Source organism: Mesorhizobium sp. WSM4844, from assembly GCF_055811775.1.
In genome coordinates this window covers 1-25344 of the sequence record NZ_JBVVQB010000029.1, presented here as the reverse complement: position 1 = coordinate 25344, position 25344 = coordinate 1, and the positions used below count along the sequence as shown (strand labels likewise).

The window sequence follows — 25344 nt, the reverse complement described above, 5'->3', positions numbered from 1 at the left end:
CGCAGCGGCGAAGCGGCGGGAAAGGCAAAGGACGGAGACAATGACCATCAATCTGCAAAAGCCGGACATCACCGAGCTGAAGCCGCGTATCACCGTGTTCGGTGTCGGCGGCGGCGGCGGCAATGCCGTCAACAACATGATCACCGCCGGCTTGCGCGGCGTCGAGTTCGTGGTGGCCAATACCGATGCGCAGGCGCTGACCATGTCCAAGGCGGATCGCCTGATCCAACTCGGCGCGCATGTCACCGAGGGCCTGGGTGCGGGGTCGCAGCCGGAAGTCGGACGCGCCGCGGCGGAGGAATGCATCGACGAGATCGTCGATCATCTCTCCAACACCCACATGTGCTTCGTCACTGCCGGCATGGGCGGCGGCACCGGCACGGGGGCCGCGCCGGTCGTTGCACGTGCGGCGCGCGAGAAGGGGATTCTCACCGTCGGCGTCGTCACCAAGCCGTTCCATTTCGAAGGCCAGCGCCGCATGAAGACGGCGGATCTGGGCATCGAGGAATTGCAGAAATGCGTCGATACCCTCATCGTCATCCCCAACCAGAACCTGTTCCGGCTGGCCAATGACAAGACGACCTTTGCCGACGCTTTCGCCATGGCCGACCAGGTGCTCTATTCCGGCGTCGCCTGCATCACCGACCTGATGGTCAAGGAAGGGCTGATCAACCTCGACTTCGCCGACGTCCGCTCGGTCATGCGCGAGATGGGCAAGGCGATGATGGGGACGGGCGAAGCTTCCGGCGAGGGTCGCGCCATGGCCGCCGCCGAAGCCGCGATCGCCAACCCGCTGCTCGACGAGACCTCGATGAAGGGCGCCAAGGGGTTGTTGATCTCGATCACCGGCGGCCGCGACCTGACCCTGTTCGAAGTCGACGAGGCGGCGACCCGAATTCGCGAGGAGGTCGACCAGGAAGCCAACATCATCCTGGGTGCGACCTTCGACGAGGATCTCGAAGGCGTCATCCGCGTCTCGGTGGTTGCTACCGGCATCGACAAATCGGCGGCAGACATCGCTGCCGCGCCGATCGCCATCCGCACGGCTCCGCCAAAGCCGGTCAGCCGCCCGGCCGCTCCGGTCACGGAAAGCCGTCCGGCGCCTGTCCAGCAGGGAGGCTACGAGCCGCGCGCCGCCGATCCTGTCGCCGAGGCAATCCGGCTCGCCGAGGCGAATGCGGCGGCGATGGCGCGTCCCGCGCCGGCCTCCCAGGCGGAAGATTTCCGCCCGCAGAGCAAGATCTTCCAGGCGCCGCCGGCCCAGCCGCAGCCGATGCTGCAGCCAATGGTCCAGCAAACGATGCAGCCCGCGCCGCAGCGTGAGGTGCTTCAGCCGGCAGCGCCCCAGCGCATGCCGCGCGTCGAGGACTTTCCGCCGGTGGTGAAAGCCGAGGTGGAAGCCAAAAGCCGTCCGGCCGACCACGAGAACAGCGGACCGATGGGACTGCTCAAGCGCCTGACCAACGGCCTTACCCGTCGCGAAGAAGAGCCTGCACGGCTGCAGCCGGCGCAGCCGCGCGAGCCGAAACTGCGCCAGGCGGCACCCGAAGTGCGCCGCCTTGCCAGCCAGGATCCGCAGCTTTACGCGCCACGCCGCGGCCAGTTGGACGACCAGGGCCGACTGACGCCGCAGAGCAGGGCTGTCCAGGAAGACGATCAGCTGGAGATTCCGGCATTCCTGCGCCGCCAAGCCAACTGACCTGTTAACGGTCCGTAATAGTTGTTAACAGGCAGACAAGAAATTGTTTGCCTGTTAATGTTAAAAGTGCCTGTAAAACAAGGAGTTAGGAGACCGCATCCGGTTCGGATCGCGGTTACACAGAGTAAGAAACCGTGATTTGGAGACTTCCTGCCGGACCACTATCTTCGCCGCGATCAATTTCGGTTTGCTGGGATTCGGGGAAGTGGCCCTGCCTGCCGATCAAAGAGCCGCGCCCTTGGGCTTATGAAGCGGACGTAGGCAGTATGGGCTATGGGGTTTGTTTTGCACGACTATCAGACGACACTTAGATCGCGTGCGACGCTGACCGGCACCGGTGTTCACAGCGGCAATTCCGTTACCGTTCATTTCCTGCCGGCAGACGCTGATACGGGTGTCGTGTTCCAGCTTTCGAATGGAAGCGAAGTCCGGGAGTTCCGCGCGCTGGTTTCCGAGGTCGGCGCCACCGATCTGTGCACCATGCTCGGCGATCCGGCAGGCGAGCACATCGCCACAGTCGAACATCTGATGGCCACGGTTTTCGGGCTCGGCATCGACAATGTCGTCATCGAGATCGACGGCCGTGAGGTTCCGATCCTTGACGGCAGCGCCATGGCGTTCGTGGAGGCTATCGACCAGGCGGGCATCGATACGCTGCCGGTCAAGCGCCGCTACATCCGGGTGGTCAAGCCGGTTCGCATCGAGAACGGTGCCTCCTGGGCGGAGTTCAGGCCCTATGACGGCACGCGCTTCGAAATCGAGATCGATTTCGAAAGCCCGGCGATCGGCCGTCAGCTCTTTGCATCCGACATGAACGCCGACATTTTTCGCCGCGATATCGCGCGGGCCCGGACCTTTGGTTTCATGAAGGACGTCGAGCGGCTGTGGGCAGCCGGCTATGCGCTCGGCTCCTCGCTGGAAAACTCCCTGGTGATCGGCGACGACAACCGCGTGATCAACATCGGAGGCTTGCGCTATCCCAACGAATTCGTGCGCCACAAGACGATGGACGCCATGGGCGATCTGGCGCTGGCCGGCGCCCGGTTCATCGGCTGCTTCCGTTCCTATCGCGGCGGCCACAGGCTGAATGCGGCAGCGCTGCGCCGCCTTTTGTCGGACCGTTCGGCGTTCGAGATCGTCGAGACGACACGCCGCGAGCGCGGTCGCACCGTCGAAAAGAGCGCCGTCTATGCACCTGTCTACGCGCCCTGGATGATCTGATTCTTAACGTTTCTCGGGTTTTATGGCCGCCGGCCTGTGTTGCATGAATGCACCATCGGCCGGCGAAATCACGCAAGTGTGCGGGTTGCGCCAGGCTGCCACAAAAATGTGCGAATGGCCGGAGATAGCGTTGCCGGGCACGGCGATTATGGTTATGCCTGCTGCCCCAGGGCGAGATGTCGACTGAAATGACGCCGAAAGGGCGGAATCCAATCATGTTCTTCAAGCGAATTGGTCAATCGAAAGCGCCGCATCGGGCTGTTTTCCTGGCGCTTTCGGTGGTTGTTCCATCGCTGTTGCTGTCGGCCTGCATGTCGTCCGAAAAGGATGTCGACCTGTCGACCTATGTCGAGCAGACCGAGCCGGCAGACGTTCTCTACAATCAGGGCCTCGCCAATCTGAATGCCGGGCGCCTGCCGGAGGCGAGCCGCAAATTCGGCGCTGTCGACCGCCAGCATCCCTATTCCGAATACGCCCGCAAATCGATGGTGATGGGCGCCTTTGCCGACTATCGCCAAGGCAACTATACCGAGGCGATCGGTTCGGCCAAGCGCTATCTCACGCTCTATCCGTCGACCGACGACGCTGCCTATGCCCAGTATATCATCGGGCTGAGCTATTACCGGCAAATCAGGGATGTCACCCAGGATCAGAAGGAAGCGCGTCAGACCGTGCAGACGATGCAGGATCTGGTGACGCGCTGGCCCGATTCCGAATATGTCGACGACGCCAAGGAAAAGATCCGCTTCGCCAACGACCAGCTCGCCGGCAAGGAGATGCAGATCGGCCGCTATTATCTCGAGCGCCGTGAATACATCGCGGCCGTCAAGCGGTTCCGCGTCGTGGTGGAGACCTATTCCAATACGCGCCATGTCGAGGAAGCGCTCGCGCGTCTTACCGAAACCTATTATGCGATGGGGCTGACATCGGAAGCGCAGACTGCCGCTGCTGTGCTCGGCACCAACTATCCCGACAGCGTGTGGTACAAGGATTCCTACAAGCTCCTGCAGACTGGTGGGCTCGAGCCGCGCGAGAATGCGGGCTCGTGGATCGCCAAGGCCGGGAAGCTGATCACCGGCGCCTGAGCGGCGCGTCACCATGCTTTCCAGACTGTCGATCCGCGATATCGTTCTGATCGAGAAGCTGGACATCGACTTCTCGTCCGGTCTTTCGGTGCTGACCGGCGAAACCGGTGCTGGAAAATCCATCCTGCTCGACGCGCTGTCGCTGGCGCTTGGCGCCCGCGGCGACGCCTCGCTGGTGCGGCATGGCGCGGCACAGGGCCAGGTCATTGCCGTGTTCGACGTGCCGCGCAACCATCCTGCCCGCATGTTGCTTGCCGACAACGCTATCGAGGACGATGGCGACATCATTCTGCGCCGCGTGCAGACGGCGGATGGCCGTACCCGCGTCTTCGTCAACGACCAGCCTTCCAGCGTGACACTGATGCGCGATGTCGGTCACGCGCTGGTCGAGATCCACGGCCAGCATGACGAGCGTGCCCTGGTCGATCCCGGCGCCCATCGCGAATTGCTCGACAGTTTTGGCAGTCATCTCGGCGCTGTGCGGGCGACCGGCGAGGCATGGCGGTACTGGCGGGCCTGCGAACAGGAACTTTCGCGGCATCGCGCCAAGGTGGAAGCGGCGGCCCGCGAGGCCGACTATCTGCGCGCCGCGGTCGCCGAATTGACGAAGCTCGACCCCCAGCCAGGCGAGGAAGCCGACCTTGCCGAGCTGCGCGCCTCGATGATGCGGGCGGAAAAGATAGCCTCGGAAATCCACGATGCGCAAGATGTGCTGTCAGGCCCGTCTTCGCCCCTGCCGCAACTCGCCAGCCTGTTGCGGCGGCTGCAGCGCAAGGTGACGGAGGCGCCCGGCCTGCTCGACGACGTGGTCAAATCGCTCGATGAGGCGATGCTGTCGCTCGACGCAGCGCAATCGGGCGTGGAAGCTGCACTTCGCGCCACCGAATACGATCCGCGGCGGCTGGAACAGGCCGAGGAGCGGCTGTTTTCGCTGCGCGCCGCCTCACGCAAGCACAGTGTGGCGGTCGACGACCTGGCGCAATTGCGCGATACGATGGCCGCAGACCTCGCCGATCTCGACGCCGGCGAGGAGCGCCTGCACGGGCTGCAGAAGCAGGCCGGCGCCGCGCGCGAGACCTATGACATTTCCGCTGCCCAGCTTTCGTCGCTTCGCCATGCGGCGGCGGTCGGATTGACCAAGGCGGTGATGGCCGAACTGCCGGCGCTGAAGCTTGAACGGGCAGCCTTCATCGTCGAAATGACAAGCGAGGCCGAGAGCCGCATGGAAGACGGCTTCGATCAGGTCGAATTCTGGGTGCGCACCAATCCCGGCACGAGACCGGGCCCGATGATGAAAGTCGCCTCCGGAGGCGAACTTTCGCGGTTCCTGCTGGCGCTGAAGGTGGCGCTGGCCGACCGCGGCTCGGCGCCGACGTTGGTGTTCGATGAAATCGACACCGGCGTTGGCGGCGCGGTGGCTGACGCCATTGGGCAAAGGCTGGCGCGGCTGTCGAAGCGCGTGCAGGTGCTGTCGGTCACGCACGCGCCGCAAGTGGCGGCACGCGCGGCGACGCATTTCCTGATCTCCAAATCCGGCGGCGCCGATCGCGTCGCCACCGGCATCGCCGAGATGGACCGGGCGGCGCGCCAGGAAGAGATCGCGCGAATGCTTGCCGGGGCGACCATCACCGACGAGGCGCGCGCAGCGGCCGAGCGGCTGCTTCGCGAAAACACCGCGGCATAGCGGAGCTCATGCTCGGCGTCGTGGATCGAGTCAGGATGTGGCTCCATCCCGCTGTTCAGCAATGATTTTTTCGTGCCCGGTCTCTCCCTCATGAGAGAATCCTGTTCTATTGTGTCGCGCCATCGGGAAGGGAGCAATGCATGGCCGAAAAACCAGTTGATTCGCTGAGCGAAAGCGAGGCCGCAAGCGAGCTAAAGCGGCTGGCGGCTGAGATCGCCGAGCATGACCGGCGCTACCACACCGAGGATGCACCGATTATAACGGACGCGGAATATGACGCGCTAACGCGGCGCAACCTCGCCATCGAACAGCGCTTCCCCGCTTTGGTGCTAGAGGATTCGCCATCGCGCCGAGTGGGCGCGCCACCGGCGGAAGGCTTTGCCAAGGTGCGCCATGCGGTGCCGATGCTCAGTCTCGCCAAGGCCTATACCGACCAGGACGTCACCGACTTCATCGAACGTGGCCGGCGATTCTTTGATCGCGACAAGGATCTCGACATCGCCTTCACGGCTGAGCCGAAGATCGACGGGCTATCGGCTTCGTTGCGTTATGAAGGTGGTGTGTTCGTGCAGGGAGCAACGCGCGGCAACGGCGCAGTTGGGGAGGACATCACCGCCAATCTCAGGACAATCGCCGACATCCCCAAGACCCTGAAGGGCTCAGGCTGGCCTGATATCATCGAGATACGCGGTGAGGTCTACATGACCTATGCTGAATTCAAGGCGCTGAAGGAACGGTCGGCGGCGGTCGGCGGCCAGGACTACGTCAATCCGCGCAACACTGCGGCCGGTTCCCTGCGCCAGAAGGATCCATCCGTTACCGCCAGCCGCAATCTCAAGTTCCTTGCCTACGCCTGGGGCTATACTTCCGAGGATCCGGCTCCGACCCAGTACGATTCGGTGCAAAAATTCGCAGAGTGGGGATTCAAGATCAGTCCGCTGATGGTGCGGGCAAAGTCGGTCGAGGAACTGGTCGCGCACTATCACCTGATCGAGACCAAGCGCTCATCGCTCGGCTACGACATCGACGGCGTCGTCTACAAGGTCGACCAGTTGGAGTTGCAGCGCAGATGGGGTTTCGTCACCGGCGAACCACGCTGGGCCATCGCCCACAAGTTTCCGGCTGAACAGGCGATGACGACCGTGCTTAGGATCGACATTCAGGTCGGCCGTACCGGCACGCTGGCGCCCGTTGCACGGCTAGCTCCCGTCACCGTTGGCGGCGTGGTGGTCGAAAATGTCACGCTTCACAACGAAGACTACATCAAGGGTCTGGACAGCAACGGCCAGCCGATACGCGACGGTTATGACGTACGTATCGGCGACACAGTCGTGATCCAGCGCGCAGGGGACGTTATTCCGCAGATCGTCAGTGTCGTTATCGACAAGCGTCCGCCTGATGCCGTGCCCTACGAATTCCCGCACAAGTGTCCGATCTGCGGCTCACCCGCAACGCGCGAGATCAACGAAAAGACTGGCAAGGAAGATTCCCGTCGACGCTGTACCGGCGAACTGATCTGTCCCGCGCAGGCCGTGGAAGGATTGCGCCACTTTGTGTCACGCGGCGCCATGGATATCGAAGGCCTGGGCGCTGAAAACATAGACCTGTTCTTCAATGCGGGGTTGATCAAAACAGCCGCCGATATCTTTACTCTCAGGGATCGCCGTCCCGCCGTCACCAAGGCTCTGGCTGAGCGGCGCGAGGAGCAGGCCAGACAGCGCGAGGCCGCATCGGGCAAGACGCGCAAGAATGTACGCGGTGTCGAGGAACGCAACTACGAAGGTCTCGACAAGCTCTTCGCGGCCATCGACGCTCGTCGCGAACCGGAACTCGATCGCTTTATTTTTGCGCTAGGCATCCGCCATATCGGCGAAACCACGGCCGCTGTGCTTGCCCGATCCTTCTCGACCATTGAGGAGCTGATCCGCATCGGCAAGGAGACAGCAGCGGCTGCCGATCCACACACCGTTTTCCCATCGATCAACGGCATTGGCGACACGGTGATAGGTGCGCTTCGCGATTTCTTCGGCAATGAACGCAACGACGACGTGCTTGCAGCGCTGCTCGCGCAGGTCCACCCGAAACCGTACATTGTAAACGTCTCGGCCGACAGCGCGGTCGCCGGCAAGACGATCGTGTTTACAGGCACGCTGGAAAAGATGACGCGCCCTGAAGCCAAGGCGATGGCCGAACGTCTCGGCGCGAAGGTCGCGGGCTCGGTTTCCGCGAAGACCGATCTCGTGGTGGCGGGCCCAGGTGCTGGCTCCAAGCTCAAGCTTGCCACCGAACTCGACATCGAGGTGATCGACGAAGACGCTTGGTTGGCGCGGATCGGCAAGGCGTGATGGAAGGCGCGTTCACCGGTTTCGGCCAAAAGGCAATTCCCTTCCTCAAGGCGCTCGATTTTCATCAAAGCCGGGAGTGGTTTCTGGAAAACCGCGACCTCTTTGAATGCGAGTTGCGCGAGCCCTTTGGCGATCTGGTCGAAACGCTCTCCGAGCATTTCGCGGCGGTAGGGCTGGGTTTGCGCGGCGATCGCAAGAAGTCGCTGTTCCGGATCAATCGCGACGTGCGCTTCGCCAGGGACAAACGACCCTACAACCGGCATCTGTCGGCAATCCTCTCGCCTGACGGCACCAAGATGGAACAGGGCGTGTTCTTCGTCCATATCGGGCTTGAGCGCTGCTTTGCCGGCGTTGCCTGGTGGCAGCCCGGGCCGGCGCTGCTGCTGGCAATGCGCAACGCCATCGCGACGCGGCCGGGCGAATTCCGGGCGCTGATCGAGGCGCTGAAGCAAAACCGCCTCGAACTCGACGCGGAAGGCTGCATGAAGCGAGCACCACGCGGCTTCGAGCATGTCACGGCGGCCGATCTCGCGGCGGCCATCCGCAACCGGCATTTCGCCGTCCGGCACGAAGTCGACCCTGCGGGAATCCACGGGCCGGCGCTGGTCGACGAGCTGGTCGATTTCGCCTTGCGGGCCAAGCCGCTGCTCGACTGGGGCAGGGCGATCGAAGCCAAGGTCCCGGTGGACTGAGCACTGGCCAAACGCGCACGCCTGAACCTGCGACGAGGATCACTTCCGCTGATCGTTGGCTCAAGCGAATTGGTGTGACAAGGCTGACAGCGCTCCCTACATACCAGCTTTCCCCCGCATCGGCCCGAAAATCGGGATCGATTTTCGGATGGCCCGACGCGTGGATTCAAAGTGTTAGAGCGTCCTTTGATCGTCCAAAAGGACGAGCGGCGCTCGTGGATTCAAGGTGTTAGAGCGTCCTTTGCTCGTCCAAAAGGACGAGCGGCGCTCTAAGGAGTGGCTGATGTCGGCGGAAGCAATCTCCGAAAACCGCGCAAAAAGCGATTTCTGGCAAGGCGTGCGGCTCAGCATGCCCGTCGTGGTGGCGGCGGCGCCGTTTGGACTGCTGTTCGGGGCGCTCGCCGTCGACAACGGATTTTCGGTGCTTGAAGCCTTGCTGATGAGCGCCATGGTTTTCGGCGGCGCCAGCCAGATGGTCGGCATCGAATTGTTCGGGCAGCATGTCGCGCCATGGCTGATCGTGCTGTCGATCTTCGCCGTGAATTTCCGCCATGTGCTCTACTCCGCGGGCATCGGCCGGCGCATCGCGCACTGGCCGCCGGTGCAGCAGGCGGTCGGCTATTTCCTGCTCACCGATCCGCAGTTCGCCGTGGCCGAGCGCAAGGCGGAGGCTGGCGAGACGGTCGGCTTCGCCTGGTATATGGGGCTTGGCCTGCCGGTCTATGTGTTCTGGGTGACCGAAAGCGCGCTTGGCGCGGTATTCGGCAGGCTTATTCCCGATACCCATGCGCTGGGCATCGATTTTCTGCTGCCGATCTATTTCCTCGGACTGGTCATGGGCTTTCGCAAACGGCCACTGTGGCTGCCGGTGGTTGTCGCCAGTGCTGCTGCCTCCATCATCGCCTACAAGACGGTGGGCTCGCCCTGGCACGTCTCGATTGGCGCCGTGGCCGGCGTGCTGCTCGCGGTCATCCTGCCGCCGCGCCACAGCGGCGTGGAGGCGCGGCCATGAGCACGACCTTGTGGATCATCATCGCCGGCGCGATCGCGACCTATCTGACCCGCATCGGCGGCCATCTGGTGATCTCGCGCTTCGAAAACATCCATCCGCGCGTCGAGGCCGGGCTGAACGCTGTGCCTGCCGCAGTGCTGACGACGCTGGTGGCGCCGGCAGCACTTGGCGGCGGGCCGGCGGAATGGGCGGCATTGATCGTTGCCGGGCTGGTCTCGCTGCGCAACGGGCTTATGGCGATGTTTTTGGCCGGCGCCGTCGTGCTGGTGCTGGCCCGGCAGTTCGTCGGGTAACCGGACCGGCTGAGTACGCCAGTCCTATTTGCGCACGATGTTGGAGATCGCGGGATCGAATCGACCTCCTGCAAAGAGCCTGCGCATCGTCTCTTGCGGATCGAGACCAAACGTTTCGGCTGCCGTCACCGCAATCAGCGCGTCGAGGTCGAGCGTCGGGGCGAGGTCGCGTCCTTGGTAGAGCGCACCGGCAGACAGTCCCGGCCAATCGGCCAGCACCCGCCCGCCATTCACCGCTCCGCCAGCGATCATCGCAGCCGATGCCGTACCGTGGTCGGTGCCGCCAGTGCCGTTGACGGCGACAGTGCGGCCGAACTCGGTGGCGACCAGCACGGTCGTATCCTTCCAGATATCGCTGAGGCCAACGTGCAACCCATCGATGAGCGCGTCGAGCGCTCTGAGCTGGTTGGCCAGCCTGGCTTGCTGGCCACTATGGGTGTCCCAGCCGCTGGTTTCGATCATGGCAACGCGCGGGCCGCCGGCCTTGGCGAGGAAGCCCGCAGCGGTGCGGCCGACGCTCGCTGCGTCCTTGCGCTGCGCGTTCACCGCGCCCAACGCCCGTGTCTCCATCGCGCTGCTCCACAGCGCATGCAGCTGTTCGTCGGCGTCATAGAGCTTGCCGACGCGCGTCATCAGGTCGTCCGGCGCCTCCGGCAGGGCGGACGGCGCATAGGAGGTGACGTCTGCCTCGCCTCGCAGCGCCAGCGGGATGGTCGGTGCAAAAGCGATTGCTTCGCCGCGAGACTTCGGCAGCATGCCGACCAGCCGGTTCAGCCAACCGTCCTTGCGCTCGTAGGGCGAGCTGCCGCCGCTTTCGAGCACATTTTGACCATCGAAATGCGAGCGCTCGCGATAGGGCGAAGCGACCGCGTGGACGAACAGCGCCTGCTTGTCCTGATGCAGCTTGCGGAGACCGGTGAGCGAAGGATGCAGGCCAAACGGGCCGTCAAGCTTTATCGGATCGTCGATGGCCAATGGGCCGCGCAGTGCGCGGTAGGCGGGGTCGGCATAGGGAATGATCGTGTCCAGCCCGTCCGCGGCGCCGCGCTGGATGATGAAAACGAAGCGGCGATCGGTTTCCACATTGGCGAAGACGATGCGCGGCGCGATCAGCATCGAGCCGAGGCCGGCGCCGGCGAGAGTAAGGAATTGACGGCGTTCCATCTTGGTCATCTCCTCTGGAAATCATCTTCGCTGAAAGTCATCTTCGTTGGAATTCGGGCGACACGAGCAGCAGCGCGATGCCGGTGCGCCGGCTCTCGGCGCGCTCGATCTCGGCCATCGCCAGGTCGCTGAGCGAGCCGGCAAAGAGTTTTCGCGCGAGATCTCGCGGATCGATATCGCCAACCTGCGCGGCGAGGCGCTGCGCCACCTCGACCCGGCGGACCAGTACGTCGGGTGCTGCCCAGCTCCCGGCAACATCGTCATAGCCGGCCGGCGAACGCGGCCGCCATGCCGGTTGGCCGAGTTGGTTGAGCAGTTGCGCCAGACGCGGCTTGCCGAGTTCGCTGCGGCCCAGGCCGCGCAGCGCCGAGATCGTCCATTCCCACGGCGTCTTGAACTTCGCCGCTGCTGGTTGCCAGGCTTCTGGACTGTCGAGGAGCGCGCGGTAGACCGCGACGAGATCGCCCTTTGACCGGCGAAAGGCTTCGGCGAGCCGCGTCACGACCGCGGCCGGCGGTTCGTCGGCGATGAAGTGGCGCGCCAGCTTGGTTGCGATGTGCGTTGCGGTTGCCTCGGCCGCCGCGAGGTCGCCGAGCACGGCGAGCGCCTGTTTGTCGCCGCGCTGGTCGTAGGTCTGGCCGATGATCGTGCGTTGGCCCGGTTCGTGCAGCCCGGGTCGAAAGGTGAAAGCGCCGGCCTGGCCTCGCCCTTTAGCGCGTCCGGTGCTGAAACCGGTCAGCGCCAGTGCGAATTCGGTCACGTCGGCCTGGCTGTAGCCGGAGCGTGCACCGAGTGTGTGCAGTTCCATGATTTCGCGGGCCAGGTTCTCGTTGATGCCGGGTTTGCGCTTGGCGTTGCGTTTTGCGGCGCGTTTGGCAACTCTTGAGTTGGGACCGATCGAGCGCACCTGGTCGAGATAGAACAGCATCGCCGGGTGGCGCTCGGCGGCGAGTAGCATATTCTCGAGGCGGCCGAGCACATGTGGGCGGATCGCCTCGCGCTCGAAGGCGCCGGCGATCAGGGTCACCTGCGGTTTCTCCGCCGAGATGGCGAAATGGTTCGACCAGAAATGCACGAGCCGTTCGACGAAGGGGGTCGATGTTTCGAGCGCTGCGCGTGCTCGCATGTCGACCTCGTCGCGATAAAGCGCTTGAGCCTCCTGGCGCGCCGCCTTGCGGGCGGCCATCTTTGCGGCCGCGTCGGCGTCTTTGGCCTCGAGCATCGCTTCGGCATAGCCGGCGCCGAGTGTGGCCGAGTCCTGCGCACCGGAAAAGACCGCCGGGTTTGCGTCGTAGCTTTCGAACTACGCTATCAGCCAGGATTTCGGGTCGGCCGGCGCCTCGTCGTCGGGCCGGGCGCCCAGGCCGAAGCGGTTGAGCGCAACCGCGACATCGCTCGGACTTGCCAATGGTGCCTCCGTCAGCATTGCTTTTGGAGGCTTCAACGCGGCAGCGACTGGAATCCGTCGCTGTTTCCAGCGCTATTTTTCGCCCGCTCGGCGCAGCATGTTGCTGCGGCCGCGCAGGCCGTCGACAAGTCGCGTCCTGTCGGCTGGCGTCAGTCCCGTCGCGAAGGTCACGATTGCCTGTTCGAGCCGGCCGCGCAGCGCCATATCGGCTTGCCGGACCGAGGCGAGCGTCTCATTGACCGCCGCTGCGTCGATCGGCTCAGCCTCGATCAGGCGCGCCACCGCCTCGCGGCCGACCCGAGCCGCTTCGATGTCGGCAGCCGACTGGCGCCGCGCCTCTGCGAGCGCCTGGCGGAACGCCTTGCGCTGGTCGGGCGACAGGCCGGCAGCGGCGAAGCGCAGGCCGCGCTGGTCGCCCGTTCTGTCGCGCTGCCCCTGCTGCGCCTGCCATGTATAGCCAGCGCCGGCGGCGGCGCCGAGCACGAAGACGTTCAGTGCCAGCGAGACGGCAAGCAGGATCCTGATGCTGCGTTCGCTCATTGCACGTCCCCCTGCATGTCGCCGAATGCGGTCAGCGCATAGGTGTCGCCATCGTCAGGGGCGCTGTTGGGCGGCAGCAGCACGGCGACTGTCAGCGCCCCGGCCAGCGCGCCCGCCAGTCCGATGCCGGCCAATCCGGCACACCGCCAGACGAGTTGGTTGCGGCGCCAAAGCGCAGACGGCGCCGTGGCGATGATCCTTCGCGCGAGCGCGTCGTCCGGAGCTGCGACGCGATGGCGCGACAGCAGATCGTCGAGCTCCACCGCCGGTGCAAGTGCGGCTTCGGCCTGAGCCGGATTGGCGGCGATGAAGTCCAGCGCTGCCGCGCGCTCGTTTTCAGGCCAGCGCTGCGGCGACCCGCCATAGGCGGCAACGAGCTCGGAAAACCTCTCTGGAGTCATGTCATTTCGTCCCTGTCTCGTCCGAGCCTGGAGCGCAGCTGCCGCCGCGCCCGCGACAACAGGCTTTCCAATGCCTCGATGCTGATGCCCATGACCTCTGCTGCATCGCCGTTCGAAAGCTCCTGATAATACTGCAGCACGATCGCCTCGCGCTGGCGCTCCGGCAGCTCGGCCAGCGCGCGCCGCACCTGGTGCTGATCGTCGGCTGCGAGCATATCCGCTTCTGCGCCCGGGCGTTCGTCGGGGCGATCGGGAAGTTCCGCCACCGGCGTCTCCCGCCGCCTGCGCAGCCGGTCGTAGCAGAGATTGAGCGCGACGCGATGCAGCCAGGTGTCGAACTTCGCCTCGCCGGCGCGCCAGCCCGGAGCCGCCCGCCAGATGCGCAAGAACGTCTCCTGCGCGACATCCTCGGCCTCGCCGCGGTCGCCCAGCATTCGCGTGGCGAGACGGATCAGCCGCGGCAGCTTGCGCTCGACCATGGCTTCCACCGCAGCCGCATTGTTCTGAGCGATCAGCGCCAGCAGCCGCTCGTCGGTTTCGCCCACGCTCTGCCTTCTCGTTCCACCACGCCAGACCTTGTGCCGACACGACCGTCACCCTGCACCCGCCATGTGTCTTCAACGAGTTTCGCTGTGAAATCCGTCGGCGACCCTTGGAGGTTAGAAGGCAGCGATAAGGCCGCAGGCCATTGCCTGCGGACCGGCATCCTGGGTCCCTAGCTGAGCCACCAGTCTTTCCGAGAAATCAAATCTTCTGGTCGTGCGGCAGTGGTGCGGTTGCCCTTTCCAGCCAGGCCAGCGCCTCGCCGTCGAGCATCGGTCCGATCTCGGCCAGCACGCGGGCGTGGTATGTGTCGAGCCAATGCAACTCGTCGCGCGTCAAAAGGTCCGACCGCACCAGCCTGGTGTCGATCGGCGCCAGCGTCAGCGTCTCGAAGCCATGCACGGCGATGTCGCCGCCCTCTATCGGCTCGGCCGGCGTCACCAGTATGAGGTTCTCGATGCGAATGCCGTAAGAACCCTCCTTGTAGTAGCCCGGCTCGTTGGAGACGATCATGCCTGCCAGCAGCTTTTCGGTGCCGGTCCTGGCGATGCGCTGCGGGCCCTCGTGCACGGCCAGATAGGAGCCGACGCCATGGCCCGTGCCATGGGCGAAATCGCAACCGTGTTTCCACAGGGCAAGGCGCGCCACGGCGTCGATCTCGGAGCCGCGCGTGCCCGGGGGAAAGCGCAGCATGGAAATGCCGATCATGCCCTTCAGCACCAGCGTGAAGCGTTCGCGCATTTCCTCGGTCGGTGTGCCGATCGGCACGGTGCGGGTGATGTCGGTGGTGCCGTCCTGATACTGCCCGCCCGAATCGAGCAGGAACAGTTCGCCAGACTGAAGCTTTCGGCTGGTGGCGCGGGAAACGCGGTAGTGCATGATGGCGCCGTTCGGGCCGGCGCCGGCGATGGTATCGAAGGACACGTCGCGCAGCGGCATTTGTGTTTCCTCGCCGGTGCTGCGGCGGCACTCCTCGAGCTTGGTGACGACCGCGATCTCGTCGAGCTTGCCGGGTTCCTGGCGGTCGAGCCAGCAAAGCAGCTTGGCGACGGCGGCGCCATCGCGGCGGTGCGCGGCGCGGGCGCCGTTGATTTCGGCCTGGTTTTTCGTCGCGCGTGGAATGCGGGCAGGGTCTGGCGCGGTGATGACGGTGCCGCCATTGTCCTCGACCAGCATTCTCAGTCTCTCCGCCGCCAGCACCGGATCCAGCGCGATCTTCGCGCCGCCCTTGGCCAGGGCTGCGATCGCAGCTTCGAATTCACCGGGTTCGTGCAATTCGGCGAGCTGCGTCAGATAGGCCGCGACGGTGCGTGAAAACTTACGCTGGTCCATGAAAAGCAGGTGCGATCGATCGGCGGCGAGCACGGCGAAGCCGAGCGCCAGAGGGGTGTGCGGCACATCCCCGCCGCGGATGTCGAAGGCCCAGGCGATGGACGACGGGTCGGTCAGCACGGCATGGGTGGCGCCATCCTTGCCGATCGACTCGGCCAGCCGCGCCAGCTTGTCCTTGGCCAATTCGCCGGCAAAGCCGATAGGATGAAGCTCGACCGGCGCCAGCGGCGGTTCGGGCTGGTTCTCCCAAATGACGTCGATCGGATTCCTCTCGAGCGGCACCAATGTCGCTCCCGATTTTTCGGCCGACGCTTTCAGCGCTTTCACGTCGCCGATCGTCTGCAGCCACGGGTCGAAGCCAAGCCGCACGCCCTTGCCGAGATTGTCCTTGATCCAGGTGGCGGGCGGATTGTCGACCAGGCTTTCGATCGAAAAGATGTCGAGATCGACCTCGTGGCGCACCTGCAGCGTGTAGCGGCCGTCGACGAACATGATGGCACGGTCGCCGAGCACGATGGCGACGCCGGCCGAGCCGCTGAAGCCGGTCAGCCATTTCAGCCGCGCCGAGCGGTCGGCGACATATTCGCCCTGATGCTCGTCGGCACGAGGCACGATGAAGCCATCCAGCCCGTTGGCCGCCAGCCATTGACGCAGCAACGCCACACGCGGCTTGCCGACGGCGGGGTCGCCTGCGGAATCAAAGGTCTGGAACATCATGGCCTCTCCTCGGATGCTGGATGTGAGCGGCGGACTTTCAAGTCGAACCGTGCCGCCGCTCACAAGCATCGGGTTTTCCCAAAACCGGTTTCCACTTTTGGGCCCGATGCTTTGGCGCGACCGTAGCGCATGACCCCGAAAATCGGAATCGACTTTTGCTACGCCAGGCGCCGGCCGAATTCGGTCCAGCCGGACAATCGCTTCAGGTCCGCGCTGCCCCTCATCTGCCTGCCGGCATCTTCTCCCGTATAGTGACGGGGAGAAGGGGCTGACCGCAACCTCGGCATCCTTTCCGCAACGCTGGAGATTGGCGAAATCGTTCGCGAAGGCGTTTTTCTCCCCGTCACTATGCGGGGAGAAATGCCCGGCAGGGCAATGAGGGGCAGCGCCGACATCGACGGTGGTCATTCTACGAGAGCTGGGAGGCCCTCTTTTGCCTGCAGTGATTGCCCTGTTCGGTCCAGCATCGCTTTTGCGCATGGACGCCATGCAGAATCAGCGATTTAAAAAAAGGTCAGCAGAGCTTACGTTTTTGGCGTGGAGGAACGAGTCTTACTGCCCTGCGAAGGAGACCATCATGTCCACGAATTCAGCCAGACGCGGATTTTTCAGAAGCGCCGTGAACGCTCTCATCGAAGCGCGCCAGCGCGAAGCGAGCCGCTATGTGAGCGGCGTTCTGCTTGGCTTTGACGACGAAACGCTGAAAGCCAACGGCTACGATCGCGAAGAACTGAAGAAGGCGGCAAGGTCGCGCTATGTCTGAGCGAATTTGCGGCGTGCGGTTGAAGGCGCTGCGCGTCACCGCTTGAGGTGGATTGTCACCCAGCCTTCGCGATGCAACGTCCTGACATGGCGGAACCGCTGGCCGACATAGGCGGAGATCACCGCGTCGCGCTGCCGGTCGAGGATGCCTGACAGCACGATCGAGCCGCCCAAACCGATATGCCCGGCCATTTCGGGCGCCAGCCGCATCAGCGGCCGCGCCAGTATATTGGCGACGATGAGGCCAAAAGGCCCGCGCGCGGCAAAAATCGGATGGTGGAAGCCCAGCGCCGTCACCGTTTCGACGAGCGCCTTGACGTGGTTGAGCCGCGCGTTGGCGGCGGCGACTTTTGTGGCGACCGGATCGATGTCGGTCGCCAGCACCGGGATATGGGCGAGCTTGGCCAGCGCGATGGCCAGCACCGCGCTGCCGGTGCCGAGGTCGAGCGCGTTGCGCGGGCGCTCGCGCCGCACGACCTGTTCCAGCATTTCGAGGCAGCCGGCGGTGGTGCCGTGATGGCCGGTGCCGAAAGCCAGGCCCGCTTCGATCTCGATGGCGATTTCGCCGCTGTGGCGCTTCCTGCGGTCATGCGCGCCGTGGACGAAGAAACGGCCGGCGCGCACCGGCTTCAGCCCCTCCAAAGAACGCGTCACCCAGTCGATATCAGGCACGGGCTCGCGCGCAATCGGCCTCGACAGTGCCAGCCCGGCAAGGATCTCCTTCAAGCGCGCCTCGACGGCATCGACATCGCCGTCGGCATAGAGCGACACTTCGTGGATGTCGCGGTCCTCGTCGACTTCGACCAAGCCAATCGGCAGGCCCTCATCTTCGAATGCCGCTTCGAACGCCGCGAAGATACGGTCGGCCTCGATCTTTCCAGTGCTGAAATAAAGCCGCGTTTGGGTCATCAAACGATTTTCTTCGTGAGCATGATCTTGTCCGAAAACCGGTTCCCACTTTTCGCTGGCGCGGACCGTCGGTTCGGGACCATGCACTAACCTGCCGCCAGCCGCTTGAGCTTGGCGACGGCGGCGTCGGGGCTTTCGCCATAAGCGATGGTGCCGGCGAAATCGCCCCTGGCGTTGAGCAGCAGCACCGAAGCAGTGTGGTCCATCGTGTAGTCGCCGTTGCCGGTATCGACCTTTTTCGAATAGATGCCGAAGGATTTGGCCATGGCGCGGACCTTGTCCGGGTCGCCGGTGATGCCGAGGATGCGATCGGAGAAGTTGCTGATATAGGCGTTCATGATTTCGGGCGTGTCGCGCTCCGGGTCGACCGTCACGAAATAGGCGCGCAGGTTCTTGCCATCGTCGCCCATCGTCTTCAGCCAGCCGGCCAGTTCGAACAGCGTGGTCGGGCAGACTTCCGGGCAGTGGGTGAAGCCGAAGAAGACGACGCTGGGCTGGCCGCGAAAGGCAGCCTCGCTGATCGGAGCGCCCTTCTGGTCGACCAGCGTGAACGGCGCGCCGAACGGCTCGCCGCCATAATGCCCGCGGTACCATTCAAAGGTGAGCCAGCCGATGCCCGCCGCCATCAGGACGAGAATGCCGACCAGTATTGAACGCATCATCAAATTGGCTGTCCGTCGCTATTTTCATCGGCGCCGTGTCGGCGCCTTTGGAGCTTGTTGGGCGAACACTCTTAACGGTTTGATCTCGCTCGCGCAAAGATGTCGCGTTGCCGCAACCGGCTTTCTCTTAAAAAATGATCCGCTTGCAAAGTGCTGCCGCCCGTCCCACCTGAGGTCGGCAAAACCCGAACCGCAGGAGGCTTCGTTTGCAAAGGTTGATTGGGCAACGACTGATTGGGCAAGGACTGATTGGGCGAAAACTGATCGGCGGCGCTTTGGCCGCGTGCCTTGTCATCGGTGCTGGTGCGGCTGTCGCCCAGGAGGTCGGCAAGGTCGGCGTCGACTGGCTCGGCAACGACATCATCGTCGAGGCGATCAAGGACCCGAAGGTCGAAGGCGTAACCTGCCATGTCTCCTATTTCGACCGTGGCGTGATCGATCGCCTGCAAAAGGGCAACTGGTTCGAGGACCCATCCGATTCCTCGATCGCCTGCCGCCAAACCGGGCCGATTACCATCGGCGACATCGACATGAGCGAGACCGGCGAGGAGGTGTTCAAGCAAGGCATCAGCCTGATCTGGAAGAAACAGGTGGTGAACCGCATCTACGACAAAGCCAACGAGACCCTGATCTATCTGTCGCATTCGCGCCAGGTGCAGGACGGTTCAGCGAAAATGTCGGTCACCACGGTGCCGCTCTATGGCCAGAACGTGATGTGGACCAACGGCAAGCCGAAATAGGCTCTGGAAACAGGTGACGGACGATTGCTCCCGCTTGCGGGACTAACCGCTCGGGCGTAAAGCCGCCGGGATGGACCGTCCCGAAAACCTCGTCCTGAAAGACCCCGAGCCGCGGATCCACCCGACCGCGGAGTTGAAGGCATGCAAGCTTGGGCGCTACGCCTCGATCGGCGAGCGGGTCATCTTGCGCGAAGTCATAGTCGGTGACTTCTCCTATTTCGAGCGCCACGCCGAGGCGATCTACACGACAACAGGCAAGTTCTGTTCGATCGCCGCCAACAGCCGTATCAACGCGCTCGAGCATCCGATCGAACGGTTGACCCAGCACAAGATCAGCTACCGGCCAAACGAGTATTTCCGCTGGCTCGGCGTCGACGCCAGATTTCGGGAGCGACGGCGGGCGACGTCCGTCACCATCGGCCACGACGTCTGGATCGGTCATGGTGCGGTGATCATGCCTGATGTGAGTATCGGCAATGGCGCGATCGTCGGCGCCAATGCGGTGGTGACGCGCGATGTACCTGCCTATGCGATCGTCGCCGGGGTTCCGGCCAAGCCGCTGCGCCAGCGTTTTGCCGAGAAAACCGCTGCGCGGATTGAAAGCCTCGGCTGGTGGGACTGGTCGGTCGAAAAACTCGCCAGGGCCATTCCTGACATGCAGGCGCTTTCCATCGAGGCCTTCCTCGACCGCTGGGAGCACGAAATCCCCTGATCCTTGCGGCTCTCTGAACGGCTACGTCGGTGAAAGGAGGGAACCTCAGCGGATGCTGGTTGTTTCTCCTGCCATGATAGAGAAGCTTTTTACCAGGGTCGCCAACTATGTTGCGCATCTAGCCGGTCTGCCGTCGACATTCGCCGTCTGTTTCCTGATCATTGTTGCGTGGGCGGCAAGCGGACCGATGTTCGGGTTTTCCGATACGTGGCAGCTCATCATCAACACCGGCACGACGATCGTCACCTTCCTGATGGTGTTCCTCATCCAAAACACCCAGAACCGCGATGGCACGGCGATTCAGACGAAACTCGACGAGTTGATCCGGGTCGGCAAAGCTCACAATACCTTAATCGGCATCGAGCACCTGACCGAATCCGAGGTCGAGGAGATCCGTAGAAAATGTGAACAGGCGGCGAAACGGCATGATACGGCGGTCAAGAAAGCCACTGCACAAAAGCGCGGCTCAAAGACACATGCGTGAGCGTCAGCTTTCCATGAACGCCGCGAAAGCCTCCTTGTGGTCCGGGTGCCAGCGCGACAGAGCAGGGCGATTTTCGATGATGTCGCCGATCGCCCAGGCCATGCGCTTTTCGTCCATGGTCCGTGTCGCCTCGTTGTCGGGGCACAGGATGTAGAAGTCGCCACGCACCAGCGCGGCCAGCATGAAGTCGATCACCTGCTCGCCGGTCCAGGCGCCGGCGGGCTTTTCGGTTGCACCCTCGGTCAGGCCGGTAAAAGTGAACCCCGGAATGAGCAGATGCGCAGCAATCTTTCCGCCGGGCTCGTTGCGCAGCGCATGCGCCAGGCCTTCGGTGAAGCTCTTCACGCCAGATTTGGAGACGTTGTAGGCAAGGTTGCCGGGCGGCGTGGTGATGCCTTGCTTGGAGCCGGTGTTGACGATCAGGCCCGGTTTTCCTGCAGCCAGCATGCGCGGCACGAAGGCCTCGACGCCATGGACGACGCCCCAGAAATTGATGTCCAGCAGCCGCTTCCAGGCGTCGCGGTTCTCCCAGGGCTTGCCGGGATTGTTGCCGACGCCGGCATTGTTCATCAACAGCGACACGCCGCCGAAGGCATCGAATGCCTTTTCGGCCAGCCGGTCGACTTCGTCGGCTTTCGAGACGTCGGTGGCGACAGCGAGCACGCCACTTTCGCCGGCAATCGTGGCAACGGCACCGGCAGCCTCATCGAGCCGCGCGCCGCCGATGTCGGCAAGCACGATTTTCAGGCCCATTGCCGCCAGCCGCCTGGCCGCGGCAAGGCCGATGCCGCTGGCGCCGCCGGTGATGACGGCAACGTTGCCGGAGCTAAGGGCAGGCAAAGCGCTCTGGATTTCGGCGTCGGTGGTCATCGATCGTGTCCTCGTTCAGGTTGCGCCGAACTTAACGCGGCGACAGGCTCGCGCAAGCCCGTTTGGGCCCGCTGCCGGATGTGCGCGGTAGGATCTGAAAATCGCCTTCGCCACGCTCGACCAGTATTAGCAACCGATGTCGAGCATCGTCGCTCTATGGACCGGTACGGCCGCCGGCGTGGCCGAACTATTAATTCGCTGCCTGACCGTAGACCACTTGCCGTGTTTGACCGCTATCCAGCACCATGACGCCTGTCGCGGTAAGTGGTCCGTCCATTATACGAGTGAGCGTAACGGTCCCTTTGGCTCCATCCGTGCAGTGAACTGGGATTGTGATCGTCAAATTCGACCATGACCGGAATTTTCCTTCGCATGTGCCGTTTTGATCCGAAACCTGAAACCGTCCGTTGGACAACGTCCCGCTCATCTCGATCGAACCTGATCCATACTTTCCGGCGGGTCCGACATACTTGACACTCAGCTGGCTGGCACAGCCCGCGAGCATAAAAATAATGATCATAAGTGCATTTCGCATGCGCTCGCTCCGAGTGAAACGAGGCGATGCTAATTTATGCCAGCGAAGGAATCCATGACCCTCGAAGAATACATCAGGCTGCCGCACCGGTGGCGCTTAGGCGTCCTTGGGTTGACCACATCGGCAGGCGCTGCGCATGTTGTCCGCGTAAGAAGGAGATTACCGATTGACCGACTGGATCGAGATCCTGAAAGAACAGACCGCCACCGGCGACCAGATGAGCCGTGAGGTGCCGCAAATGCTTGCCAATCCCGACATCAGCGAAGCGCAAGTGAGAACGCTGTTTTCGGCGCTCGAAAAGCAGGCGGAGTTCGTCGAGAAGCTGCGCATGGCGCTGGAAAAATTCGGCCATGATTTTTCGGTGATCAAGGCGGCCGAGCGGCTGGAGGAGCGCTATGCCGACCTTGCGGCCTCGGTGGCGGAAAAGCTGAAGGCGATGCGGGGATAGGGCGGACCTATTTTTCGATCTGCCTTTCGAAACGCTTGTCCGGCACGAACCAGATCATGGCAACCAGCACATAGAGCGCGACGCTGATCCATTGATTGACGAAGGTCAGCGGAATGGCGGCGATGTAGAGGACCACCGAGATCTTTTCCTTGCGATCGGTGCCTGCCGCTCTGGCGAAGGCAGTGTCGTTGCCATGCAGCCGGTGCAGGAGGACGACCAGAATGAAGTAGGCGGCCGCGCAAAGCGCCAGGACAACACCGTAAACGGCGACAGGCACCGGCGCGAAATGGTTTTCGCCCATGAAGGCGGTGGTCACGGGCATCAGCGACAGCCAGAACAGCAGATGCAAATTCGCCCACAGCACGCGGCCATCGACCCGCTGCACGGTGTGGAACATGTTGTGCAGATTGTTCCAGTAGATGCCGACATAGATGAAGGACAGCACGTAGCTGAGAAAGGTGGGCCATAGCGGTGCCAGCGCGGAAAAATCCGCGCTATGCGGCACCTTCAATTCCAGCACCATGATGGTGATGATGATGGCCATGACGCCATCGGAAAATGCCTCGACCCGTCCCTTGCCCATGGATTCTCACCTGCTGCGCCTGACTCATCCTAGGCGATCGACGTGGCTGGAGGGAAGGCCCGGCCATCATCAATCGCTGTCGCGCGCGATCAGCTCCAGCGGCCAGACCTCACGGATGATCCGCGCGCCTTCGGGGCCGGCGAAGGCCGGGATCGACGCCAGCAACATTTCGGCAAGCCGCCGTCCCATCGGCTCCAGGCGAGGGCGGAAGCCGGTCAGTGCCGGTGAAAAATAGCGGCAGAGCGGCGTGTCGACGATGACGATCACCGCAATGTCGTGGCCCGGCTTGATACCCATCTCGGCCAGCGACTTGCAGCCGCCGAGTGCCATCGCGTCATTGTTGAAGATGATGGCGGTCGGCGGGTCCTTGGAGCGCATGACCTGCGGCGTCACCGCGTCGCCGCCGGCTTCATTGATGAAGCCTTTCGCGATCAGCCCGGGGTCGACCTCGATGCCGTGCCGCCGCAAGGCCTTGCGATAGCCGGCCAGGAACAGGTAGCCGAAATTGAGGTTGAGGGACGGGCGGATGGCGGCGATGCGGCGATGGCCGCGCGCCACCAGGCGGTCGACCGCGTCGGCCCCGGCTTTTTCGAAATCGAGGTCGAGCGACGGATAGGTCTTGCCGCCGGAGCGGCTGCGGCCGAGCGTCGCGAACGGGAATCCGACCCTGGTCAGGTAATCGATGCGCTCGTCCTCGCGACGCGTATAGGCCAGCACCACGGCGTCGGCCCGGCGCGTCTCGACCACCCGGCGCAGGCGCTCCTGCTGGTAGTCGCCCGGCGCGCCCATCACCACGATCAGGTCGAGCCCGCTTTCGGCGAGTTTCGCCTGCAGCCCGGTCAGAAACGGAATGAAGAACGGCTCGCCATATTGCTGGTCGCCCGGGTGCGGCTGCAGCATGAAGGCGATCGAGTGGGTGGCGCCGCGGCGCAGGCTGCGGCCGGACTGGTTCGGCGAATAGTTCAGCTTTGCCGCCGCATCGAGCACCCGCTGGCGGGTGTCGGCATTGACGTCGGCACGGCCGTTGAGCGCGCGCGACACGGTGCCGATCGAAATGTTCAGGTGACGCGCAAGGTCGTGGATGCTGGACGCCAAAGGACAGTTCTCCCCCTTGCCTGGCTATCATCGACCGCTCTTCAGGCCAAGGTGATCTAGGTGATTTTCGCGAGCGGCCAATTGACATTCTACGCCTTCCGGTGTGTTCTCGTAAACGTTTACGGAAAAACGTTTACGGTCATGCCGTGAATGCCGTGACGATCGGTCTGGAGGGGCCGAACGGAGGAGGAGCGCTGGATGATGAATGTCGTCCTGGTCGGCTGCGGAGCGATGAGCAAGCACTGGCTCGATGCGGCGAGGCAGATCGACGGGTTGGCTATTGTCGGCCTTGTCGACCTCGACGCAGACAGGGCGAAGGCAAGGGCGCGCGAATACGAGCTTGCCGGCGCCATTGTCGGGACCAATCTTGACGCCGTGCTCGACCAGACCAAGCCCGACGCTGTGTTCGACGTCGTGGTTCCGGCGGCTCGGCGCGATGTCGCGCTTTCGGCCTTTGCCCATCGCTGCCACCTCCTGACGGAGAAGCCGCTGGCTGACAGCCCGGAGAACGCGCGCGCCATCGTCGAGGCAGCCCGACGCGCCAGGCGCGTGCACGCCGTCGTCCAGAACCGCCGCTATGTCGCCAATGTCAGGCGCATCAGGCGTTTTCTCGATTCCGGCGCCATCGGCGCGCCAACCAGCATCCACGCCGAATTCTTCGTCGCGCCGCATTTCGGCGGGTTTCGCGAGGAGATGCGCCATGTCCTGCTGCTCGACATGGCGATCCATACTTTCGACGCCGCCCGCTACATGGTCGGCGGCGCGCCGGCCAGCGTCTACTGCCAGGAATGGGAGCCGGTCAATTCCTGGTACCGGCAGGGATCGTCGGCCACCGCAATCTTCGAGCTCGGCGGCGGCAAGCTGTTCACCTATGCCGGCTCCTGGTGCGCCGACGGGTTCCGCACCAGTTGGGAGAGCACATGGCGCATCGTCGCCGAGCACGGCAGCCTGGTCTGGGACGGCGAGGATGGGCTGAGGGCGGAAGTCGCGCGGCCTATCCGTGAAGGCCTGTTCGATCGCACAGAGCCGCTCTCCGTGCCGCCGCTCGATCCCAATGACCGCATCGGCGGCCATCTCGGCATCATCCAGGATTTTGTGCGCGCCGTCGAAACCGGCAGCGAGCCGGAGACGCGTGGCGCCGACAACATCAAGAGCCTGGCCATGGTATTTGCCGCGATCGAAAGCGCCGAAACCGGGCGCCGGGTCGCGATCACATAGAGCAAGATGAGGTTAGTTTTGGTCATTCTGCCGGTGATGGTTTGGGACAAGGTCGAGGGGTCTGGCGAAGGGCGTAGTGGTGCTACACCCGAGCCAGAGCCCGAAGGATTTGGCCCAAACCAGCCCGGCAGAATGACCAAAACTAACCTCATCTTGCTCTGGGAAGGGTGACGATGCCAAACCCGCTTCT

General features: G+C 63.5%; 25 protein-coding genes. 14 read left to right on the top strand and 11 right to left on the bottom strand.

From position 1 onward, the window contains the following. Positions 1-40 precede the first annotated feature (40 nt). From ftsZ to AC0L2A_RS21565, 8 genes are all read left to right on the top strand, one after another. Complete coding sequence (ftsZ, locus tag AC0L2A_RS21600; RefSeq protein WP_473610557.1) at positions 41-1699, top strand: cell division protein FtsZ; 1659 nt, start codon at positions 41-43, stop codon at positions 1697-1699. Positions 1700-1972: 273 nt separating this feature from the next. Beyond that, entirely contained in the window at positions 1973-2920 is a 948-nt protein-coding gene (lpxC, locus tag AC0L2A_RS21595) for a UDP-3-O-acyl-N-acetylglucosamine deacetylase (protein WP_128246414.1), read from the top strand. Between the two features lie 215 nt (positions 2921-3135). After that, positions 3136-4005: an outer membrane protein assembly factor BamD gene (locus tag AC0L2A_RS21590; RefSeq protein WP_473610556.1), complete on the top strand. Its 870-nt coding sequence runs from the start codon at positions 3136-3138 to the stop codon at positions 4003-4005. A 13-nt stretch (positions 4006-4018) separates the two neighbouring features. Continuing rightward, positions 4019-5689 (top strand): DNA repair protein RecN, encoded by a 1671-nt coding sequence (gene recN, locus AC0L2A_RS21585; protein ID WP_473610554.1) that lies wholly within the window; start codon positions 4019-4021, stop codon positions 5687-5689. A gap of 140 nt (positions 5690-5829) precedes the next feature. Then, on the top strand, positions 5830-8034 hold the full coding sequence (ligA, locus tag AC0L2A_RS21580; protein WP_473610553.1) for an NAD-dependent DNA ligase LigA: 2205 nt from the start codon (positions 5830-5832) through the stop codon (positions 8032-8034). Beyond that, on the top strand, positions 8034-8726 hold the full coding sequence (locus tag AC0L2A_RS21575) for a DUF2461 domain-containing protein (RefSeq protein WP_473610594.1): 693 nt from the start codon (positions 8034-8036) through the stop codon (positions 8724-8726). The genes ligA and AC0L2A_RS21575 overlap by 1 nt, the downstream gene beginning before the upstream one ends. A gap of 283 nt (positions 8727-9009) precedes the next feature. Next, positions 9010-9738 (top strand): AzlC family ABC transporter permease, encoded by a 729-nt coding sequence (locus AC0L2A_RS21570; RefSeq protein WP_128167158.1) that lies wholly within the window; start codon positions 9010-9012, stop codon positions 9736-9738. Next, complete coding sequence (locus AC0L2A_RS21565) at positions 9735-10031, top strand: AzlD family protein (protein ID WP_473610551.1); 297 nt, start codon at positions 9735-9737, stop codon at positions 10029-10031. Before AC0L2A_RS21570 ends, AC0L2A_RS21565 begins: the two co-directional genes overlap by 4 nt. A gap of 24 nt (positions 10032-10055) precedes the next feature. On the opposite strand, the gene AC0L2A_RS21560 is transcribed toward AC0L2A_RS21565, so the two are convergent. The 6 genes from AC0L2A_RS21560 to AC0L2A_RS21535 form a co-directional block, all read right to left on the bottom strand. Further along, positions 10056-11195 (bottom strand): DUF1501 domain-containing protein, encoded by a 1140-nt coding sequence (locus AC0L2A_RS21560; protein ID WP_473610550.1) that lies wholly within the window; start codon positions 11193-11195, stop codon positions 10056-10058. A gap of 37 nt (positions 11196-11232) precedes the next feature. Beyond that, positions 11233-12417 (bottom strand): DUF1800 domain-containing protein, encoded by a 1185-nt coding sequence (locus AC0L2A_RS21555; RefSeq protein WP_473610549.1) that lies wholly within the window; start codon positions 12415-12417, stop codon positions 11233-11235. Positions 12418-12675: 258 nt separating this feature from the next. Beyond that, positions 12676-13143: a periplasmic heavy metal sensor gene (locus tag AC0L2A_RS21550; RefSeq protein WP_473610547.1), complete on the bottom strand. Its 468-nt coding sequence runs from the start codon at positions 13141-13143 to the stop codon at positions 12676-12678. Further along, positions 13140-13544: a hypothetical protein gene (locus AC0L2A_RS21545; protein ID WP_473610546.1), complete on the bottom strand. Its 405-nt coding sequence runs from the start codon at positions 13542-13544 to the stop codon at positions 13140-13142. The genes AC0L2A_RS21550 and AC0L2A_RS21545 overlap by 4 nt, the downstream gene beginning before the upstream one ends. Beyond that, complete coding sequence (locus AC0L2A_RS21540) at positions 13541-14089, bottom strand: RNA polymerase sigma factor (protein ID WP_473610545.1); 549 nt, start codon at positions 14087-14089, stop codon at positions 13541-13543. Before AC0L2A_RS21540 ends, AC0L2A_RS21545 begins: the two co-directional genes overlap by 4 nt. 199 nt (positions 14090-14288) lie before the next feature. Then, positions 14289-16133, bottom strand: a complete 1845-nt coding sequence (locus AC0L2A_RS21535; RefSeq protein WP_473610593.1) for an aminopeptidase P family protein — start codon at positions 16131-16133, stop codon at positions 14289-14291. 580 nt (positions 16134-16713) lie between these two features. On the opposite strand from AC0L2A_RS21535, the gene AC0L2A_RS21530 reads away from it, so the two are divergent. After that, a complete protein-coding gene (locus AC0L2A_RS21530; RefSeq protein ID WP_023798756.1) occupies positions 16714-16899 on the top strand; it encodes a hypothetical protein in 186 nt (61 codons plus the stop codon). 35 nt (positions 16900-16934) lie between these two features. Here AC0L2A_RS21530 and AC0L2A_RS21525 read toward each other — a convergent pair whose 3' ends face one another. Both AC0L2A_RS21525 and AC0L2A_RS21520 read right to left on the bottom strand, forming a co-directional pair. Then, positions 16935-17807, bottom strand: a complete 873-nt coding sequence (locus AC0L2A_RS21525; RefSeq protein WP_473610543.1) for a 50S ribosomal protein L11 methyltransferase — start codon at positions 17805-17807, stop codon at positions 16935-16937. Positions 17808-17893: 86 nt separating this feature from the next. After that, positions 17894-18469 (bottom strand): SCO family protein, encoded by a 576-nt coding sequence (locus tag AC0L2A_RS21520; RefSeq protein ID WP_473610542.1) that lies wholly within the window; start codon positions 18467-18469, stop codon positions 17894-17896. Between the two features lie 245 nt (positions 18470-18714). Between AC0L2A_RS21520 and AC0L2A_RS21515 the strand changes: the two genes are divergently transcribed. The 3 genes from AC0L2A_RS21515 (at position 18715) to AC0L2A_RS21505 (ending at position 20405) form a co-directional block, all read left to right on the top strand. After that, positions 18715-19209, top strand: a complete 495-nt coding sequence (locus tag AC0L2A_RS21515) for a CreA family protein (protein ID WP_287325661.1) — start codon at positions 18715-18717, stop codon at positions 19207-19209. 70 nt (positions 19210-19279) lie between these two features. Further along, positions 19280-19921, top strand: coding sequence for an LbetaH domain-containing protein (locus AC0L2A_RS21510; RefSeq protein WP_473610541.1), 642 nt, complete (start codon positions 19280-19282; stop codon positions 19919-19921). Between the two features lie 73 nt (positions 19922-19994). Continuing rightward, positions 19995-20405 (top strand): low affinity iron permease family protein, encoded by a 411-nt coding sequence (locus AC0L2A_RS21505; protein ID WP_473610591.1) that lies wholly within the window; start codon positions 19995-19997, stop codon positions 20403-20405. A gap of 3 nt (positions 20406-20408) precedes the next feature. On the opposite strand, the gene AC0L2A_RS21500 is transcribed toward AC0L2A_RS21505, so the two are convergent. Beyond that, the gene (locus tag AC0L2A_RS21500; RefSeq protein ID WP_473610539.1) at positions 20409-21275 is read right to left on the bottom strand and encodes an SDR family NAD(P)-dependent oxidoreductase; all 867 of its coding nucleotides are present in this window, start codon (positions 21273-21275) and stop codon (positions 20409-20411) included. Positions 21276-21976: 701 nt separating this feature from the next. Between AC0L2A_RS21500 and AC0L2A_RS21495 the strand changes: the two genes are divergently transcribed. Beyond that, on the top strand, positions 21977-22258 hold the full coding sequence (locus AC0L2A_RS21495; protein WP_128167136.1) for a hypothetical protein: 282 nt from the start codon (positions 21977-21979) through the stop codon (positions 22256-22258). Positions 22259-22265: 7 nt separating this feature from the next. Here AC0L2A_RS21495 and AC0L2A_RS21490 read toward each other — a convergent pair whose 3' ends face one another. Then, on the bottom strand, positions 22266-22841 hold the full coding sequence (locus AC0L2A_RS21490) for a TMEM175 family protein (protein ID WP_091594188.1): 576 nt from the start codon (positions 22839-22841) through the stop codon (positions 22266-22268). Between the two features lie 69 nt (positions 22842-22910). Further along, positions 22911-23936 carry a LacI family DNA-binding transcriptional regulator gene (locus AC0L2A_RS21485; protein WP_473610538.1) on the bottom strand — a complete coding sequence of 342 codons (1026 nt, stop codon included), beginning with the start codon at positions 23934-23936 and terminating at the stop codon, positions 22911-22913. 198 nt (positions 23937-24134) lie between these two features. Here AC0L2A_RS21485 and AC0L2A_RS21480 point away from each other — a divergent pair, with 198 nt between their 5' ends. Beyond that, the gene (locus tag AC0L2A_RS21480) at positions 24135-25154 is read left to right on the top strand and encodes a Gfo/Idh/MocA family protein (RefSeq protein WP_473610537.1); all 1020 of its coding nucleotides are present in this window, start codon (positions 24135-24137) and stop codon (positions 25152-25154) included. Positions 25155-25344: the final 190 nt, after the last annotated feature.

What these genes read in the sequence shown, in the direction of transcription:
- AC0L2A_RS21520 (WP_473610542.1), bottom strand. Translation starts at nt 18,469, where the DNA reads ATGATGCGTTCAATACTGGTCGGCATTCTCGTCCTGATGGCGGCGGGC.
- recN (WP_473610554.1), top strand. Translation starts at nt 4,019, where the DNA reads ATGCTTTCCAGACTGTCGATCCGCGATATCGTTCTGATCGAGAAGCTG.
- AC0L2A_RS21590 (WP_473610556.1), top strand. Translation starts at nt 3,136, where the DNA reads ATGTTCTTCAAGCGAATTGGTCAATCGAAAGCGCCGCATCGGGCTGTT.
- AC0L2A_RS21535 (WP_473610593.1), bottom strand. Translation starts at nt 16,133, where the DNA reads ATGTTCCAGACCTTTGATTCCGCAGGCGACCCCGCCGTCGGCAAGCCG.
- ftsZ (WP_473610557.1), top strand. Translation starts at nt 41, where the DNA reads ATGACCATCAATCTGCAAAAGCCGGACATCACCGAGCTGAAGCCGCGT.
- lpxC (WP_128246414.1), top strand. Translation starts at nt 1,973, where the DNA reads ATGGGGTTTGTTTTGCACGACTATCAGACGACACTTAGATCGCGTGCG.
- AC0L2A_RS21575 (WP_473610594.1), top strand. Translation starts at nt 8,034, where the DNA reads ATGGAAGGCGCGTTCACCGGTTTCGGCCAAAAGGCAATTCCCTTCCTC.
- AC0L2A_RS21525 (WP_473610543.1), bottom strand. Translation starts at nt 17,807, where the DNA reads ATGACCCAAACGCGGCTTTATTTCAGCACTGGAAAGATCGAGGCCGAC.
- AC0L2A_RS21545 (WP_473610546.1), bottom strand. Translation starts at nt 13,544, where the DNA reads ATGACTCCAGAGAGGTTTTCCGAGCTCGTTGCCGCCTATGGCGGGTCG.
- AC0L2A_RS21530 (WP_023798756.1), top strand. Translation starts at nt 16,714, where the DNA reads ATGTCCACGAATTCAGCCAGACGCGGATTTTTCAGAAGCGCCGTGAAC.
- AC0L2A_RS21510 (WP_473610541.1), top strand. Translation starts at nt 19,280, where the DNA reads ATGGACCGTCCCGAAAACCTCGTCCTGAAAGACCCCGAGCCGCGGATC.
- AC0L2A_RS21500 (WP_473610539.1), bottom strand. Translation starts at nt 21,275, where the DNA reads ATGACCACCGACGCCGAAATCCAGAGCGCTTTGCCTGCCCTTAGCTCC.
- AC0L2A_RS21490 (WP_091594188.1), bottom strand. Translation starts at nt 22,841, where the DNA reads ATGGGCAAGGGACGGGTCGAGGCATTTTCCGATGGCGTCATGGCCATC.
- AC0L2A_RS21565 (WP_473610551.1), top strand. Translation starts at nt 9,735, where the DNA reads ATGAGCACGACCTTGTGGATCATCATCGCCGGCGCGATCGCGACCTAT.
- AC0L2A_RS21550 (WP_473610547.1), bottom strand. Translation starts at nt 13,143, where the DNA reads ATGAGCGAACGCAGCATCAGGATCCTGCTTGCCGTCTCGCTGGCACTG.
- AC0L2A_RS21560 (WP_473610550.1), bottom strand. Translation starts at nt 11,195, where the DNA reads ATGGAACGCCGTCAATTCCTTACTCTCGCCGGCGCCGGCCTCGGCTCG.
- AC0L2A_RS21480 (WP_473610537.1), top strand. Translation starts at nt 24,135, where the DNA reads ATGATGAATGTCGTCCTGGTCGGCTGCGGAGCGATGAGCAAGCACTGG.
- AC0L2A_RS21505 (WP_473610591.1), top strand. Translation starts at nt 19,995, where the DNA reads ATGATAGAGAAGCTTTTTACCAGGGTCGCCAACTATGTTGCGCATCTA.
- ligA (WP_473610553.1), top strand. Translation starts at nt 5,830, where the DNA reads ATGGCCGAAAAACCAGTTGATTCGCTGAGCGAAAGCGAGGCCGCAAGC.
- AC0L2A_RS21555 (WP_473610549.1), bottom strand. Translation starts at nt 12,417, where the DNA reads ATGCTCGAGGCCAAAGACGCCGACGCGGCCGCAAAGATGGCCGCCCGC.
- AC0L2A_RS21570 (WP_128167158.1), top strand. Translation starts at nt 9,010, where the DNA reads ATGTCGGCGGAAGCAATCTCCGAAAACCGCGCAAAAAGCGATTTCTGG.